Annotated in this window: 15 protein-coding genes, 2 pseudogenes and 1 other annotated feature; of the genes and pseudogenes, 2 read left to right on the forward strand and 15 right to left on the reverse strand. The window is 58.6% G+C overall.

The window, feature by feature from the left end; translation table 11 throughout:
- Positions 1-83 precede the first annotated feature (83 nt).
- The 5 genes from ACHEXL_RS06825 to ACHEXL_RS06845 all read right to left on the reverse strand — a co-directional run bounded on the left by ACHEXL_RS06825 (position 84) and on the right by ACHEXL_RS06845 (position 6,530).
- Positions 84-995, reverse strand: coding sequence for an LD-carboxypeptidase (locus ACHEXL_RS06825; protein ID WP_416561215.1), 912 nt, complete (start codon positions 993-995; stop codon positions 84-86).
- A gap of 15 nt (positions 996-1,010) precedes the next feature.
- Positions 1,011-2,411, reverse strand: a complete 1,401-nt coding sequence (gene tadA, locus ACHEXL_RS06830) for a tRNA adenosine(34) deaminase TadA (protein WP_416561216.1) — start codon at positions 2,409-2,411, stop codon at positions 1,011-1,013.
- Complete coding sequence (locus ACHEXL_RS06835) at positions 2,408-3,049, reverse strand: FMN-binding negative transcriptional regulator (RefSeq protein ID WP_416561217.1); 642 nt, start codon at positions 3,047-3,049, stop codon at positions 2,408-2,410. The genes tadA and ACHEXL_RS06835 overlap by 4 nt, the downstream gene beginning before the upstream one ends.
- Before the next feature lie 42 nt (positions 3,050-3,091).
- Entirely contained in the window at positions 3,092-4,237 is a 1,146-nt protein-coding gene (locus ACHEXL_RS06840) for a PQQ-dependent sugar dehydrogenase (RefSeq protein WP_416561218.1), read from the reverse strand.
- A gap of 187 nt (positions 4,238-4,424) precedes the next feature.
- Positions 4,425-6,530, reverse strand: a complete 2,106-nt coding sequence (locus ACHEXL_RS06845) for an AAA family ATPase (RefSeq protein WP_416561219.1) — start codon at positions 6,528-6,530, stop codon at positions 4,425-4,427.
- 228 nt (positions 6,531-6,758) lie between these two features.
- On the opposite strand from ACHEXL_RS06845, the pseudogene ACHEXL_RS06850 reads away from it, so the two are divergent.
- Positions 6,759-6,980, forward strand: a pseudogene (locus ACHEXL_RS06850) (transposase); the annotation flags it as partial.
- Positions 6,981-7,012: 32 nt separating this feature from the next.
- On the opposite strand, the gene ACHEXL_RS06855 reads toward ACHEXL_RS06850, so the two are convergent.
- Positions 7,013-8,154, reverse strand: a protein-coding gene (locus ACHEXL_RS06855; protein WP_416561220.1) for an IS3 family transposase whose coding sequence is annotated in 2 segments (ribosomal slippage) — positions 7,013-7,908 and positions 7,908-8,154 — 1,143 coding nt in all. Because the reading frame shifts where the segments join, the coding sequence is not laid out codon by codon here.
- Between the two features lie 63 nt (positions 8,155-8,217).
- Between ACHEXL_RS06855 and ACHEXL_RS06860 the strand changes: the two are divergent.
- Positions 8,218-9,230: pseudogene (locus ACHEXL_RS06860) on the forward strand (IS3 family transposase); the annotation flags it as partial.
- Positions 8,274-8,390 (forward strand) — a sequence feature (AL1L pseudoknot). Its footprint overlaps the pseudogene before it by 117 nt.
- Here the strand turns inward: ACHEXL_RS06860 and ACHEXL_RS06865 are convergent.
- From ACHEXL_RS06865 to guaA, 9 genes are all read right to left on the reverse strand, one after another.
- Positions 9,227-9,490 (reverse strand): hypothetical protein, encoded by a 264-nt coding sequence (locus tag ACHEXL_RS06865; RefSeq protein WP_416561221.1) that lies wholly within the window; start codon positions 9,488-9,490, stop codon positions 9,227-9,229. The pseudogene ACHEXL_RS06860 and the gene ACHEXL_RS06865 sit on opposite strands and share 4 nt — an antisense overlap.
- Before the next feature lie 30 nt (positions 9,491-9,520).
- Entirely contained in the window at positions 9,521-9,829 is a 309-nt protein-coding gene (locus ACHEXL_RS06870; protein ID WP_416561222.1) for a hypothetical protein, read from the reverse strand.
- A gap of 254 nt (positions 9,830-10,083) precedes the next feature.
- Positions 10,084-12,204 (reverse strand): AAA family ATPase, encoded by a 2,121-nt coding sequence (locus ACHEXL_RS06875; protein WP_416561223.1) that lies wholly within the window; start codon positions 12,202-12,204, stop codon positions 10,084-10,086.
- Complete coding sequence (locus ACHEXL_RS06880; RefSeq protein WP_416561224.1) at positions 12,201-12,392, reverse strand: hypothetical protein; 192 nt, start codon at positions 12,390-12,392, stop codon at positions 12,201-12,203. The genes ACHEXL_RS06875 and ACHEXL_RS06880 overlap by 4 nt, the downstream gene beginning before the upstream one ends.
- Positions 12,389-12,613 carry a hypothetical protein gene (locus ACHEXL_RS06885; protein ID WP_416561225.1) on the reverse strand — a complete coding sequence of 75 codons (225 nt, stop codon included), beginning with the start codon at positions 12,611-12,613 and terminating at the stop codon, positions 12,389-12,391. Before ACHEXL_RS06885 ends, ACHEXL_RS06880 begins: the two co-directional genes overlap by 4 nt.
- Positions 12,610-12,885, reverse strand: a complete 276-nt coding sequence (locus ACHEXL_RS06890) for a helix-turn-helix transcriptional regulator (protein WP_416561226.1) — start codon at positions 12,883-12,885, stop codon at positions 12,610-12,612. Before ACHEXL_RS06890 ends, ACHEXL_RS06885 begins: the two co-directional genes overlap by 4 nt.
- A 70-nt stretch (positions 12,886-12,955) precedes the next feature.
- Positions 12,956-13,366 carry a hypothetical protein gene (locus ACHEXL_RS06895; protein WP_416561227.1) on the reverse strand — a complete coding sequence of 137 codons (411 nt, stop codon included), beginning with the start codon at positions 13,364-13,366 and terminating at the stop codon, positions 12,956-12,958.
- Entirely contained in the window at positions 13,363-14,808 is a 1,446-nt protein-coding gene (locus ACHEXL_RS06900) for a tyrosine-type recombinase/integrase (protein ID WP_416561228.1), read from the reverse strand. Before ACHEXL_RS06900 ends, ACHEXL_RS06895 begins: the two co-directional genes overlap by 4 nt.
- A 216-nt stretch (positions 14,809-15,024) precedes the next feature.
- Entirely contained in the window at positions 15,025-16,641 is a 1,617-nt protein-coding gene (gene guaA, locus ACHEXL_RS06905) for a glutamine-hydrolyzing GMP synthase (RefSeq protein ID WP_416561229.1), read from the reverse strand.
- Positions 16,642-16,645 lie beyond the last annotated feature (4 nt).

Here is a 16,645-nt window from a genome sequence, read left to right on the forward strand (position 1 = left end):
GTCTCCATCATTTTGAAAGCGTCGGTGCCGCCACCGACCTCAGCGTCCTCAGGCCAGAAAACAGCTGGACCTGGCAGCGCCTTTTAAATATGGCCCCAAACCATCAGCGCGTCACGCCCTTCGGTGACAAGGTCCACCTTGGCACCCACAGGCAGCAACACCTTGGTCTCGACATGGCCAAAGGGCAGCCCCGTGAGCACAGGTGCCTTGATCTGGCTGCGCAGCCAGTCGACCACGGTGGTCAGCTTGAAGCCTTTGTCGTGCGCAGGCACCAGTTTGTAGTTGGTGAATTGGCCGAACAGCACAGCCTTTTGCTGGGCCAGCACGCCTGCATGCAGCAGCTGCGTGAGCATGCGTTCGATGCGGTAAGGGTGCTCGCCCACGTCTTCGAGGAACAACACGCCGCCCTTCACTTGCGGAAAATACGGTGTGCCCAGCAGCGAAGTGAGCACCGTCAGGTTGCCGCCCCACAGCGGCGCGTCTTTCACCAGAACACGGCGCGCGGCCTCGGCTTTGGGGAGTTGCCAGCCTGTGCCTTCGCCCTGCTTCAGCAGCAGGTCGTCAAAGCAGGCCTGCATGATGTCGTCGGGCTCTTCGCTTGAACCGAAGTCTTCGCCCAGCGCCGGGCCCTGCCAGCTGATGCGCCCGGTCTTGGCGTACACGGCCTGGTTGAAGGCCGTGAAATCGCTCAGGCCCACAAACTGCATGCCGCCATCGATCGCTTTGGCGATCTGTTTGTAGGGCAAGGCAGGCAGTATGCGGGTGAGGCCGTAGCCGCCACGCGAAATCAGCGCCACGTTGGCACCACTGGCCGCAGCGCGGCTGATGGCCGCGATGCGCGTGGCATCATCGCCTGCAAAACGCATGTGGCTGGCCAGCGCCGCATCGTCGACCTCCACCTCGTGACCTTGGGCTTGCAGGCGCTTCACGCCCCGCCGAAAAGCCGCTTTGTCGCGCACCGCGCTGGAGGGGGAAAAAATGTAAATATGGGCCATGGGCTGTGTTCTTTTTCAGGGCTTGAAGTGTCGCACAGCCGCTTCGGCAATCGACCTGCCCTGCTCCTGCACAAAATGGCCCGCATCGGGCAGCAACATAGGCTCGGGGCAGCCCCTGATCTGGCTTTGCAACTGGCGCATCACGGGCTCGCCCAGCACCGGGTCTTGCTGGCCAATGGCCATGAATGTTTGACCTTGCCAGTCATCGCGCCAAAAGGCCTGGGCTTGGCGCGACACGGCCGCGCCGGGCGAATCGGCGAACTCCGGCACCATGGGCGGAAAGGCCCGAAGCGCGGCACGGTAGCCCTTGTCCGGAAACGGTGCGTTGTAGGCCGCCGTCTCTTGGGGGCTCATGCCGGGGTTGCCGCGCTTGAACAGCTTGCCCACGTCAAACAGCGGCTGGCTTTGGCACCAATCGCGCCAGGCCAGAAAGCCCGCACTCAGCGGCACATCGCCCGTGGCCAAGGTGGTGTTCATGACCAGCAGGCCCTTGTAACGCTCGGGCGCGGCCATGGGCAAAGTCAGGCCCAGAATACCCCCCCAGTCCTGCACCACCAACACCACGCGCTGCAAATCGAGCCGCTCAATTAAATCCAGCAGAGACTGGCGATGCGTTTCAAACTGGTGAAAACTGTCCTTCTTGGGCTTGTCGCTCTTGCCAAAGCCGATCAGGTCAGGGGCCACCACGCGGTGCCCCGCCGCCAGCCAGACCGGGATCATCTTGCGGTAGAGGTAACTCCATGCCGGATTGCCGTGCAGGCACAGCCAGGTGACCGGCGCGTCCTTCGGGCCCTCATCCAGGACATGCATGCGCAGCCCGGCGATGCTGGGCAGATCGTTCACATAGTGCGGCTGCCAGGGGTAATCCGGCAAACCGGCAAACGCGGCATCGGGTGTGCGCAAAGCGTCTTCGCGCACCGGGTCGGCATTCACGCGGCGGGGTTTGAAAAAGTCCTTGAGCAACTGGCCGCATTCTTCGGCCAGCACACCGCCCGTGGCCTGCGTCTGGTGGTTCAGCTGCGGGTGGCCAAACAGGTTGAGCACCGAGCCGGCCACGCCCGTGCGCGGGTCGGCTGCGCCAAACACCACTCGGTCCACCCGGGCGTGCAGCATGGCCCCGCTGCACATGGCGCAAGGCTCCAGAGTCACATACAGCGTACAGCCGTCGAGCCGGTAATTGCCCAAGACTAGGGCCGCTTCGCGCAGCGCCACCACCTCGGCGTGCGCCGTCGGGTCGTGGCTGGCAATCGGGGCGTTGCGGCCTGTAGCGATGACTTGGCCGTTCTTGACGACCACCGCGCCCACGGGTACCTCACCCGCCGCAGCAGCCAGACCGGCTTGCGCCAAAGCCAGGCGCATGCCTTGCTCATCGCTCAAATAAGGGGCTTGCTTTCCGTCAACTCCACCCTGGCTCATGGCACGAGTCCCAGGTCTTGCATCCAACGGGCCAGTGCTTGGGTTTGCTCTGTGCCTTGCGCATAAGCAGCGTGCATGGCGGCATGGGCTTCGGGCCGGTGCTGGTTGAGCTTCACCGCGCACTGCAAATCGGTGATCTGCATCTCGAACGCCACAATGCCGTTCAGCATCGCCCCGGTGTAGGTCTCGGGCAAGTCGCGCCACTGCTGCGCATAAGACGGCTCATGCTCGGCAATGAGGCATTTGAGCAAACGGTCGCGCTCTTCGTGCGGATCGATGATGTGCGTGCGCACCTTGGCCTGCACCGCCAGATAAGTCCAGGTGGGCACGCGTTGCTTTTCAGAATAAACACTGGGCGACATGTAGGCCTGTGGCCCCATGAAACTCACCAAAGCTTGCGGCTGCGAGGCCAGCAACTGCGCCTGCGGGTTGGCGCGGGCGCAATGCCCCAGCAAAACGCCGTGTTCAGACTGCAGGCCATCGGGCCACAGCGAAGCCGCTTGCCAGTGCACCGGGATGTGGCTGAGCACCGGGAAACCGTCGACCCCCACCGACACGATGGACGCCAAGGGGTGTTCGCGCATGATGCGCTGCGCAATGGCAGGATCGGTGTGGTGGAATTGTTGGGGGAGGTACATGGTGCGCTGAGGTTACCAAATTGCCAGGCACAGACCTTGCACTCAGGGCTTGACCGGCTCCAGCCGCATCAAGGCCCCGTCGGGGCCGTCGCTCAGTAAATAAATGAAGCCATCCGGCCCCATGCGCACATCGCGGATGCGGCCCACCCGGCCTTGCAGCAAACGCTCTTCGCGCAGCACTTTCTCGCCGTCAAGCACCAGTCGCACCAGCATTTGGCCGCGCAAGGCCCCCACCAGCAAATCGCCCTGCCATTGAGGAAACTGCGAGCCGCTCACAAAAGCCATGCCAGAAGGCGCAATCGACGGCACCCACACATGCAAAGGCTGCACCATGCCGGGTTTGCTCTGACCCTCGCCAATGCGCGTGCCCAGACCGTAGTTGACCCCATAGGTGATCACGGGCCAGCCGTAATTGAGGCCCGAGCGCATCACGTTGACCTCATCACCGCCTTGCGGCCCGTGCTCGTGTGTCCAGAGCTCACCGGTTTGGGGGTGCAGGGCCGCGCCTTGCATGTTGCGGTTGCCCAAAGTCCATTTTTCGGGCAAGGCCCCGGCCCGTTGGGTGAAGGGGTTGTCGGCAGGCACGCGACCGTCGTCATGCAATCGGATGACCGAGCCGGCATGGTCATCCAGCTTTTGCGCACGGTCCTTGTCGCCCCGGTCACCCAAGGTCAGGTAAAGCGTCCCGGCTTTGTCGAACACAATGCGCCCACCGAAATGCTGGCTGGAACGGGTTTTGGGCTGCATGCTGAACAGCACCTGAACCTCGGTCATGCGCTGGCCTTGCAATTTGCCCCGGGCCAAGGCCGTGCCCCAACCGCCAGGGCCGGGCGCGTTGTAAGCCCAATAGATCCAGCCGTTTTGCGCATATTGCGGGTGCAGCACCACATCAAACAAACCGCCCTGCCCGCGCTCGAGAATCTCCGGCAGGCCCTCAATGGGTTGAGGGGCCAAACGGAAATCTGACCCTACCAAACGCAAACGTCCCGCCCGCTCGGTGACCAACATGCGGCCATCGGGCAAAAACGCCACCGACCAGGGGTTCTCCAGCCCGGGCAGTAAGGTCACCACGCGGAAAGCGTGTTTCTCGGAAGTGATGACCGAAGACCGGTCTTGCGCCCATGAGGGCGTTAAAGCCGCCAAGATCCAGAGCAGGATGTTGAGGCCTCGAAAAGCTTGAACTTTCATGGTCAACCTCCGGTCAGGGCTTCAGGGGATCATTCCCACTCAGTTGTAAACGAGAACATTTTTTCATTGCAAATCAATGCTTTAGAGTCAACGGTCATTGGTGATGCCATGAAAAATACCATGTTCAAGAAAATTTTTTGTTAACTACGGAAGGACTCTCGACCTTACTTCATACAAGACGTAGGCGCTAGCTCTCTGAAATCACCCGGTCACATTCTTGCACAACATATTCTAGAACGTTATCAAACTTGTGCGGATTGAGCTGCATGACATACTCATTTTCAATGTGGAACGATTCATTCACAAATTTTTCAAGAATATCGTCACCATCATAGGCTGGGCGATGAACCTGTTTGTAAATTCGGAATAACTGCAACTTGTCATACCCGACATTCGCCCCTTGGAATCGGCGCTTCATTTCCGACTTATCGTTGATAATTGCAAGGATCGCACCGTAGTCAAAATCTGGAATGAACGCCCTAATGCCTGCAACCGCCACACCAACTTCTTCGGCCGTCATATCCACATCTCCAGCATCGGCTTTACGAGTCGGAGTTGCCCTTGCATGCAAAAGATTTGCAAGATAGTTGTACTCTGCGCCGAGATCATTCAAAATCTCAAAATTGCGCCTCAAATAAATGCACTTAATTATTTCGTCAGACAAACCTCTGATGTTTTCCGCGCAAATCTGAGAAAAAGTCTGGATATCGGACCCCCTTATTTCCGTCTCCGTAACAATCCCATTCTTTGACGCCAAAAAATACGCCGTAGGCTTTGGCTCATTAAATATTTCTCTCTTGACTCGAATGACATCAATCGCAGGCTCAATGTCGTGGGTAAGCATGAGAACGGTGGTGTTGCGCAGGCTCGCCTTCCCGCGAAAAAGCTCATTCAGAATGGCAAATTTCTTCGTCTTGTCAAAACTGGAAACAGGATCATCCAAAACCGCAAGCCCCGGCTTTTCACTTAGAACTTGGTGCATGAACAAGACAAGCGCAAAAGCATTCTTTTCACCATAACTCAAATGCTGCGCGGCCGATTCAAGATGCTCATTGAAATCTTTATGAACCAGCTTCATCTTGTAGGAATCGGCCTCTGGTTTGATAACCACACCGTATTTGTAGCCTGCTGACTTCAAAAATCCATTGATGCTTTTCTGGTTCTCAACGATGGACTTTTCTATCTGACTCTTGTGTTTATTGATCTTGCCTTTTAGTTCCCCAACTCTACCTATAAGCTCTTGGAGTTTTTCATTTATAGGATCAACAACAGCTTTAGTATCTGCGGAGTTCAGCTTTGCAAGTAAGCCCAGATCGACCTTCAACTTCGCAATTTCATCTTCGATTTTATCCACATCACGAAGCGCAAAGAAGGATATTGACCGAAGCCCTTCAAGTTTCGCCATTAGGGTCTCAACATCTCCGCGAAGAGCACTTAAGAAATTTGTTTCTTCTGGCGATAGCTCGATCTTGGATTTGGTGATTTTCTCCAAACTTTCTCGACATGACTGCTCAAAGTATTTACCAAGTCGATTGATGATTGCTTGAAGCGAATTTAAATGCTCAATGGTTTTTGAGTCATATTCTTTGGCAACCTGTTTGGCTGTGTTTTTCTTCTCAGGCTCTTTCAGATCTGAAGCGCAATATGGGCAGTTATCAGACAAGTCCAAAAACGCATTCCCCTTTGCCTGCCATGCAATCCAATTGGCAGGCTGCTCGCTCTTGATGAATGCCTCAAACGGCTTAAGCTGCAGTGGAATATTTTCAATCTTATTGCCTGAGCCAAATGCCTTATAGCCCTTGCTGGATTTTGAAAGGGCACCGGACTTTGTAACCCCAAAGGCATCGCGAACTTCTTTCAAATCCGATATTGCACTGCTTAGCGCCTCGTTTCCATCAAAGGCGGATTTGATGCCCGCAAGAAGGCCTTCTATCTCTTGCATTGCGGCTTTAAACGTATCGGTCTTAATGAAGATATCAAAGCTGTTCTTCAGAACTTCATCACGCTGGAAAGCAAATTGAGAAACATAGGAGTCGTCAAAAACCAAGACCGATCCAATATTCTCGGTCCCGCTCACTGCAGGCTCATGCTGACCAGCCAGACTCCGATACTTGAACGGCTTCAAATTCTGGAGCGTGCCATTGTTTGCCACTGAGGCGACTATTGCGCGCGCAATAGTACTTTTCCCCAAACCGTTGGGACCATACTTTATATTCAACGCCCCTTGAGAAATTGTGATTTCAGCCTTTTCTATGCTGTTACAGTTTTCGATTTTGATGGCATATGAACTCATGATCCCCCCTTTTATTACAGTGCCTCAGCAGCCTCAGAAATTTGAAGTTTAATTACAGTTGCAAATGCACTTGCAGCCACCACTCTGCCGCACACCATCAAGGCAAGGGTGCGCATGCGGTTGGCCTTGGATGAGCTGCACTCGACCTGGTACTCGTCAAAGAAATCGCCGAAGGTACTGAATCGCCCCGGGTTTTGAGGAGGCTCCACACTTTGAGAAGATGGAGCCATGAGCAAGAAATCAAACCGTTTTTCACCCGAGGTGCGCGAGCGCGCTGTTCGAATGGTGCTCGAACACCGAGGCGAGTACCCATCGCTTTGGGCCACCATTGAGTCCATTGCCCCCAAGATCGGGTGTGTGCCGCAAACCCTCAACGACTGGGTTCGCCAGCACGAGGTTGACGAAGGCATGCGCGATGGCGTCAGCTCTGATGAGCGCGCCCGCATCAAAGACTGGCATTCCCCCAAACCTATAGACACTTTTCATAGCGCAGTTTGACGCTGACGCTCGAACTCATGAGGGCTGAGTTGATCGAGATGCTTGTGGCGTCGAACTCGATTGTAGAAACCCTCGATGTAATCGAAGATTTCTGACTTGGCTTCAGCCCTGGTTTGGTAAATCCGCTTTTTGATCTGTTCACTCTTCAAACTGCTGAAGAACGATTCAGCCACCGCGTTATCCCAACAGTTGCCCCTACGGCTCATACTGGGGCTCAATCGGTTGTCTTTGCACCAGCGATTGAATTCGTCACTGCCAAATTGACTGCCTTGATCCGAATGAATGATCACCGAGTCCTTTGGCTTTCTGCGCCACACCGCCATCGTCAAAGCGTCCAGCACCAAGCTCGTTTGCATGCGCGATCCCATGCTCCAGCCAACGACTGCACGCGAGTGCAAGTCCAGCACAGCCGCCAAATACAACCAGCCCTCATGCGTGCGGATGTAGGTGATGTCCGTGACCCACGCATGGTCTGGCTCGTCATGCTGGAATTGCCGTTCCAGTTGATTGGGCGCCACTTGGGCAGGCTTACCCACCTTGTACCTGGGCCGCTTGTAACCCCGCACCGATTTGATCTGGGCTGCACGCATTAACCGCGCAACACGGTTTTCGCTACACGCCACGCCCGCTTCCTTGAGGTCACAGAAGATGCGGGGGCTGCCATAGATGCCCATGCTTTGCTCATAAAACTCCCGAATCTGCGTGGTCAACTTTTCATTGGCTTTAGCCCGCGCTGACAATGGCTCACGCAGCCAGGCGTAATAGCCGCTGCGGTGCACTTTCAGGACGCGACACATGCTGGTGAGACGAAACTGGCGATGGTGTGCCTGCATGAACGCGTACTTCACCCGGACTGCTTGGCAAAGTACGCTGCGGCCTTTTTTAGGATGTCGCGCTCCTCTATGGTTCGCCTGAGTTCAGCTTTGATCTTGACCATCTCGGCTTGCAGCGCCTTGAGGTCACCTGACTGGGGTGCGTCTGACTTTTTGAACTTGTTGACCCAGCTGTACAGAACCCCCTCGGGAATTCCAAGCCGCTTGGCCACATCGACGACTGGGTGCCCTTTATCGATGACTTGTTTGACCGCCTCGGACTTGAACTCGGCGGCATATTTCGTTCGTTGCATTTGCATGGCTCCTCTTCAGTTTTGACATCATTATTTGTCTACTGATTTGGGGGAATGCCAGACCTCGAACGCGAAGTCAAGGAACTGCGCAAAGCCAACGAAATCCTCAAACTGGCGAGCGCTTTTTTTGCCCAGGCGGAGCTCGACCGCCGACTCAAGTCTTAAGGGACTTTGTTGATCAAAACCGTCACGCCTACGGGGTCGAGCCGATTTGCAACGTGCTGCAAATCGCCCCTTCTGGCTACAGGTGCCATGCTGCCCGCCAACGCAAGCCCGAGCTGCTTTGCGCCCGGACCAAACGCGATGAAGCCCTGATCCCGCAAATCCAAGCCGTCTGGCAGGCCAATATGCAGGTCTACGGCGCAGACAAGGTCTGGCACCAGATGAATCGTGAAGGAACCAAGGTGGCGCGCTGCACGGTCGAGCGGCTCATGAAGCGCATGGGATTGCACGGCGTTCGCCGGGGCAAGGTCGTGCAAACCACCGTCTCGGACAAAGCCGCGCCATGCCCGCTGGACCGGGTCAATCGCCAGTTCAAAGCAGAGCGTCCAAACCAACTGTGGGTGTCGGACTTCACCTATGTCAGCACCTGGCAGGGCTGGCAATACGTGGCCTTTGTGATCGACGTGTTTGCACGGCGCATCGTGGGCTGGCGGGTGAGCAGTTCGATGCGTACTGACTTTGTGTTGGATGCCCTGGAGCAAGCCTTGTTCGACAGACAACCTGAACGCTCAGATGCATTGATACATCACTCGGACAGGGGGTCTCAATATGTTTCCATTCTCTACACCGAACGCCTGGCCCAAGCTGGGATAGAGCCATCGGTGGGCAGCCGTGGCGACAGCTACGACAACGCGCTGGCCGAGACGATCAATGGGCTGTACAAGGCCGAATTGATACACCGCCGTGCACCCTGGAAAACCAAGGAGGCACTGGAACTGGCAACCCTGGAATGGGTGGCTTGGTTCAACCACCACCGACTGCTGAGCTCGATTGGGTATATTCCACCGGCTGAAGCTGAGGTGAACTACTACCGGCAGCTAGCCGGGAAGCACGAGACCGAGGTCTCAACTTAAACCAACTGGCCTCCACGAAACCCGGGGCGATTCAATGCGAGGTCTCCGAAGCGTTCTCGAGTCAATTCATCTTGCAGAATTTTCAGCAAGTGCCCGCGGACGCTTGACCATAAAAGGCTACGACGCCGCACTGCAGGCAATGAGCCAATCCACATGAGGTACCGTGGGTCCTGCTCAGCGATTCTCGCAATGGTTCGGCCTTTGTATTTGCCGAAATCTATCACGAGGTTCAACGGGTTTTGACTGTTTGATGGGAGCATCTCTATTTGATGACGGTTAATTTGTCGGTATCAGTTGATGAGGTCCAAAATAACCAGTTGATAAGAAATGTGTTTCTGACTTGATTGATGATCGGTAACGAATGATTCGGAACGAACTCGCCTTGCGATGACCCGCACGGGGGGCTTGCGCCGACGGCTCTTCACCCAGTCGTGGATCGTTTGAAAGCAGGGGCCCAGTTCTGCAGAGATCGCCTTCAACATCATGCCTTGGTCGTACAGGTGCCGGGCCTGCGCGACCAGATCGTCGGGATACTTGCACGCGTGGTTGTCCTCCACTATCGGCAGCCCTGCTAGGTTGCATTTGACGAGCTTGATCATTTCCGCGCCCCACGCGCACTCGGCGCATTGGCTGGGCTCAACACGTCGAATCCCCCTGCACCAGCAGCGTGAAAAGCTCCAAGCACAACCCCCGCCTTTTTCCCCAACCTCAATGCACATTGCCAACAGCGGTCACCCAGGGGGACAAGGACAAGTCCTAAGGAACTTGTCCCTGTCCGTCCCCCTTCTGGCAGGGACACGGCGGGACATGTCCCCCTCGTGTCCCCCTTGTCCCCCCGCTGCTGTTAGCACATTCATGCTGCACCTCGCATCCAGCACATGTCCTTCCAAACCTTGACCAAGCCAATCTCCACCAGCTTTTGACGGGCCCGCTTGAACGCTTTCTTCTTGGCCTCGCCGTCGCCATCTGAAATGCCCATGTCGTAGGTCATAGCGCGCCAAGCATCCAGGTTGACGGCGGCTTCGGGTGGTAGGCAGTTAAGCGCGGCGCCCGCCTCTGCGCCGAAGGCCTTTGATACGAACTCGCTTGTCTTGAGATCGGACAAGGCGGCGTCGAGGGCCTTGTGCGCGATTGCCTGCGCCCCGGTCAGCGGCTTGACCCGTGCCGGGCGATTCACTGCGTCGGTGTGTGTCTGCACGGCCAGGACAGTGATCACTGGCTCGCCGAAGTTGTCCTGCATGCCAGGCAACTCGAACCGCTCCAGCGCAAACCACATCGGCTCGAAGCCAGGTCCACGAAACTTGGTGCGGTGGAAGAACTGGACCTGCCCGTGTTCCTGCCAGGCGCACAGTTCGCCGTCGATTGATCCTGAGAATGCGCCGCCGCCGCGTGGCTGCAGGTTGTCGCGTGTTGCCTCCTTGGTGGGGTGCATCAGCGCTACCGTGGCCGGGTTGCCCAGCGGTACCATCAAGTCGCGCATGGCCATGGCCAGCTTGTGCATCTCGCGGTTGTCGTTCTCCTCCTCCGCTGACGAGTGCGCCGGGCCGGTGTCGATCACCACCATGCCGAAGGTGCCGAACTTGGCCGCGTCCTTAAGGAAGCGTTTGAGCTGGATCGGGTCATCGAGCGAGAACGGTCGGCGCGTGAAGTAGATCTGGCCGTCCAGCTCGCTGGGGCTGATGTCGAACTTCAGCGCCGCAGCCCTGGCGCGCAGCTTCACGTCCTCGGGGTTCTCGCCGCACAAGTACAAGACACGCTGCCTGTCGACCGCGTGACCGCCAAGCTCACGGCCAACGGCAACGTGCATGGCAACCGAGAGCATAAGGGCGGTCTTGCCGTGGCCCCATTTGGCCGTGAGTGCGTACAGGCACCCGGTCTGCAGGACGCGGTGCCAGACGTAGCGCGGTGGCTCCATGGCGCTGCAGAAGTCAGCGAACGACAGGACGTTGGTGCCGAGCGCGGCGGCCTCTGTTTCCACCAGCGCAGCACTTGCCAGAGCGCGCCAGCCCCGGGCAGTGCCGAAAACACCAATGCGTCGGTCAGCATCATCGGCCCAAGAAAACACTGATGTGTAGGTGATGTCGCGGCTGTTTTCGCGGTCCCACTTGGTCGCGTCGTCCTCCTTCTCGCACCACTTCGCACTGTGCTTCTGGCACCAGGTCTCTGTCATGGCCCGGGCCTGCGATTCGTGCTCTGTGCCTTTGAGTGACGCCATCGCGAGGAAGGTCTCATTCCAGGCGCCCCGCTCTTCGGCCCGATCCTTGATTGCCTCCAGCGCAAAGTACAGTTCGTGCAGCGTGAGGTCGGTGACCTTGTTGATGGTGATGGTGCGCTCAAAGTCGCGGTCTTCCTCAAGCACCTGGTGATCAGCAACGGCGGGCTTCTTCGATTCAACAGCGCCAGGCTTGCCGACCGGGGACCAGTCGATGCTGCCGACCACCTTGGAGTCGATCGGCAGCCCGACCACTTGCTCGAAGTTGTAGTCGACGCCCTCGACCTTGCCGTAAAAATAGCAACGCGTCTGTTCCCAGCTCTCTGGGGCGAGGATGCCGCCCAGCGCGCCGTTCAGGGCATCGAGGTGGTCGATGTACTCGCTTGTGGACAATGGGGCTGTGAGCTGCGCCACGACGCGCCAGCGCGGTGCCTCGGGCCGGTGTCGTCGGGTTGTGTACACCATGGCCGAGATCCCGGTCTCCGACAGCATGGCGACAGCTTCTGCGACAGAAACCTGACCGCCGTCGTAGTCGCCTACCACTGCCGTCATGTTGATCGGCTGCGTCCCCTTGGCCCGCGAGTTATTGGGCAACTCTGAGAACTTGATCAGCGGCAGACTGTCGATGTCGGCCGCTTCGTTGGGGCTGCTCAGTACGTCGCCGAGCTTGGCCCAGCTGATGTCGCGCCGGATGCCAGAATTATCTTTCGTACCCTTGAAACGCGTGATCGTCAGCGTGGGCGTCTTCAGCTTGCCGCTCATGGCTGTACCGCCTCAGTCGAAAACATTTCGATCAACTGCGCCGGTTGCATCTCGCGCACCAGCCCAAAACGCTCCAGGCAATAGACCACCGTGCCGTCCACCGAGTCGCTGCGCACGATCCTGTAGCCCTGCAGCGCCGCCGCTGCACGCAGCGTGGCGAAGTCCTTGCTGGTTATGGCGGCGCTCATTGCACAGCCCCAGATGCATGCGCCACCAGCGGCGCGCCCTGGGTGGCGTACAGCACGTCGTGACAGGCGTTCAGCCGGTTCATGGCCATGCACACGGTGACGTGGAGGGTGAAGAGCTCGTGGGCCGGTAGCGCGTCGGCCACCAGCTTGTCGGCTACCAGGCTCAACAGTGCCTGGGTCTCTGTGAGCGCGGCGGCGATCTCGGCGTTGTCGGTGATCATGCCCGCACTCCCATGCCGACCTTAGCCTTGCCGCGGCCAGGGAAGTTCTGGCGCAGCGTGTGGTCTGGACCCGCCACGCTGGGCAGCGCGGTCTGACGGCGGCTCTCTAACCACGCTTCAAGCTCGGCCTCGTCCCAGACCGCGCATCGCGGCGTAAGCATGAAATGTTTGGGGAAGTCGCCAGCCTTCTCGAGGTTGTAGGCCGTGGTCCGCGAGAGGCCGGTTTTGGCCAGCATTGCGGGGCGTCGGAGGGTGCGTCTGATGGTGGTCATGTCGTTCTTGAAAGTGGTTGAACGACACGAACTTTATGCACCGAGAACCGGCGCGTGAACCGAAGAAAGTCTAGATTTGCTTGAGCACCAATTTGCGGATCAGGTCAGTTGCCTGCTTGTCGTCCTCTGCGTAGACGCCGCGCAGCAGGCCTTGCACGCGGGCCAATTCGACCATCTGCCGCACGAGCTGGGCGCGTGTCTCCTCGGCAGCACCGCCCTCACTCAGCAGCGGGAAGTCCCATCTGGGATCGTCCACGAGCTCGCGCAAGGCTGCGTAGGCATCGGCCTTGCCACTGAGCCCAACGGCCGCCAGAACGCGGCCCGGGCGCTTGCCAGCGTCTGCCTCGTCGTCGGCATCAAGCAATTGCTTGGCAACCTGGCGCACCCATGCATGCAGGTCGACGGGGTCGACCCGATCGAGGTGCTCGAGGTCACCGGCAGCAATGCGCTGCCAAAGCGCGCGGGCTTCGGTACGGTTCACAGATCAATCTCCGAGTCGTCATGTGCGGCCGCGTCAATCTTGGCCTTGGTTGCAACGATAACCTCCCTGGCGCTCTCACCCTTCACCCAGCAGCCGATCATGTCGGCCCAGCCCTGCATCAGCGCACGGCGCGGACCAATGTGCTTCGCGTGGTTGTAAGCGGCAGCGACCTGGTCTTTTTTCTGGTGGGCCAGGCAGGCCTCGACCAGCGCCTCGGGGAACATGGCTTCATTCAGACGCGTCGACGCGGTGCGCCGCAGATCATGCACGGAGAACGAGTCGAACTGCTCGGCGTCGGGCGCCAGCTCGTCGTTGATCACCTTGACGGCTGCGTCGATCACGCGGTTCAGCGTGGCGTTGCTGATCGGGATGTCGCTGTCGTAGCGGCCCGGGTGCAGGTACTGGCTGGACGGGAAGCAAGACCGCAGCGTGGTCAGGATGTCGAGCGCCTGCTCAGACAGCGGCACGATGTGCTCGCGGTCGGCCTTCATGCGCTCTTTTGGGATCGTCCAGGTCGAGCGCTCCCAGTCGATCTCCTTCCAAGTGGCACCGATGAACTCGCCTTTGCGCACCATCGTCAGCAGCATGAAATTGAGCGCCATGCGCAGCGTGGGCATGGTCGGCGTGACCTGCAGGGCGTCCAAGAACGTCTTGATCTCGCGGCGGTTGAGGTTGCGCTCGCGGACTTTGAATGTGGCGATCGAGCTGCGCTGAATCGAGTCGACCGGGTTGACCACGGGCATACCGTTGCCGATTGCATGACGGTAAACCAGCAGGGCCAGCTCGCGAGCGTGGACTGCGGGGCCTGGGCCGCGCTCTGCTTTGATGGTCTTGAACAGCTCGGCCAGCGCCAGCGGCTTGATCTCGTCCAGGCGCTTCTTGCCCAGCGGCTTCTCCAGCAGGCGACGGTAGACAGACTTGCGCAGCTCGAGCGTGGAATCGGCGAGCTGCTCGTCACCGCTCTTGGGGTCGGCCTTGAACTCGAAGTAGAGCTGGACCCAGGTGCCGAACGTGTCGGCTTCTGCATTCTCGGTGCGCTTCTGCACCTTGGCCTTCGAGGGCGACTCGCCCGCCTTCACCTGACGGCTGGCACGGTCACGCAGCGCACGGGCGTCGGCCAGGGAAACCACGGCGCCATAGTCCAGCGCATCGAGTTGTTCCTGGGAGCGGCTCTTGGTGTCGGGCTCGTATCGCCCGATGGTCAGGGTTTCGCGGTTCGTTTTACCGTCAGCACCGGTCAGACGGTAATCCAGCCTAAAGGTCTTGGTTCCCGAAGGTAAAACCATGACGTACAGGCCTTTACCGTCAGAGACCTTGTAAGCCTTTGCTTGGGGCTTCAGCGCTTTGAGCGCTGTATCAGTCAGGCCCGCCTTGGAGCGGGCCTTTGCGGGGGCGACGGTGGGGGTGGACTCAACAACATCGGTATGGGATTCAAACAGCACGGCGGCTCCTTTTGTTGCCGCCGTTTACCGTCAGAAGAGCCTGACGGTATTTTCTCGGGCGGGTTCGAGGCACCGCGAATCTACCGCCTGTTTTACCGCCAACCTAATTTTGTGACTGTTGAACGACCTTGAACGCCACAGACACTTAAGCTGTTGATTCTATTGAGGAATCGCCGGTTTGCAGAACGTATTTGAACGGTGCAAACCGATTCTGTTTCATTCCCATTCAATCGTCGCAGGCGGTTTGCTCGACACGTCGTAGGTGACCCGGTTGATGCCGCGCACCTCGTTGATGATGCGACCCGACACTTTCTTGAGCAGGGCATACGGCAACTCGGCCCAGTCGGCGGTCATGAAGTCGCTGGTTTGCACAGCGCGCAAGGCCACCACGTAGTCGTAGGTGCGGCCATCGCCCATCACGCCCACGCTCTTCACGGGCAAGAACACGGTGAAAGCCTGGCTGGTCAGGTCGTACCAAGACTTTCCAGTGGCTTCGTCGGTGAAGTTGCGCAGTTCTTCGATGAAGATCGCGTCGGCGCGGCGCAGCAGGTCGGCGTATTCCTTTTTCACTTCGCCCAGAATACGCACACCCAGGCCTGGGCCTGGGAAGGGGTGGCGGTAGACCATTTCACGCGGCAAGCCCAGGGCCACGCCGAGTTCGCGCACTTCGTCCTTGAACAGTTCGCGCAGCGGCTCCAGCAGTTTCAGGCCCAGCTGCTCGGGCAAGCCACCCACGTTGTGGTGGCTCTTGATGGTGACAGCCTTCTTGCTCTTGGCGCCGCCGGACTCGATCACGTCGGGGTAAATCGTGCCTTGGGCCAGGAAGGTCGCGCCTTTGTGGCCACCATCGCCCGCCTTGAGTTTTGCGGCCTGCTCCTTGAATACATCGACAAACAAACCGCCAATGATCTTGCGTTTGGCTTCGGGCTCGCTCACGCCCGCCAGCTTGCCCAGGAACAGATCGCTGGCATCCACGCGGATGACGTGCGCGTGCAGCTTGCCGACAAACATGTCCATGACCATGTCACCTTCATTGAGGCGCAGCAGGCCGTGGTCCACAAACACGCAGGTCAGCTTGTCGCCGATGGCGCGGTGGATCAACGCAGCGGCCACGGACGAGTCCACACCGCCGGACAGGCCAAGGATGACTTCTTCGTCACCGACCTGCTCGCGGATTTTGGCCACAGCTTCTTCGATGTAATCGCCCATGATCCAGTCGGGGCGGGCCTTGCAAATGTCGAGCACAAAACGGTTGAGCAGCGCCTGGCCCTGCACGGTGTGGGTGACTTCGGGGTGGAACTGCACCGCATAGAAATGGCGCGATTCATCGGCCATGCCTGCGATGGGGCAAGCCGGGGTCGAGGCCATGACCTTGAAGCCGGGGGGCATGGCCGTGACCTTGTCGCCGTGGCTCATCCAGACCTTGAGCATGCCGTGGCCTTCGGGCGTGGCGAAGTCTTCGATCCCCTTGAGCAGTTCGGTGTGGCCGTGGGCGCGGACTTCGGCATAACCAAACTCACGGGTATGACCGGCTTCGACCTTGCCACCCAACTGCTGCGCCATGGTTTGCATGCCATAGCAAATGCCCAAGACCGGAACCCCCAGCTCGAACACCGCATCGGGGGCGCGGTCGTCCACCTCGTACACGCTGGCGTGCGAGCCCGACAGGATGACGCCCTTGAGGTTGCCGTCCTTGGCGTACTCGCGCACCCATTCACTGCTCACGTCGCAAGGATGCACTTCGCAAAACACATGCGCTTCGCGCACGCGGCGGGCAATCAACTGGGTGACTTGCGAGCCGAAGTCGAGGATCAGGATTTTGGAGTGCTGCATGGCA

It is taken from the genome of Limnohabitans sp. YIMB22184 (assembly GCF_048020265.1).
Lineage (GTDB): Bacteria > Pseudomonadota > Gammaproteobacteria > Burkholderiales > Burkholderiaceae_C > Limnohabitans_A.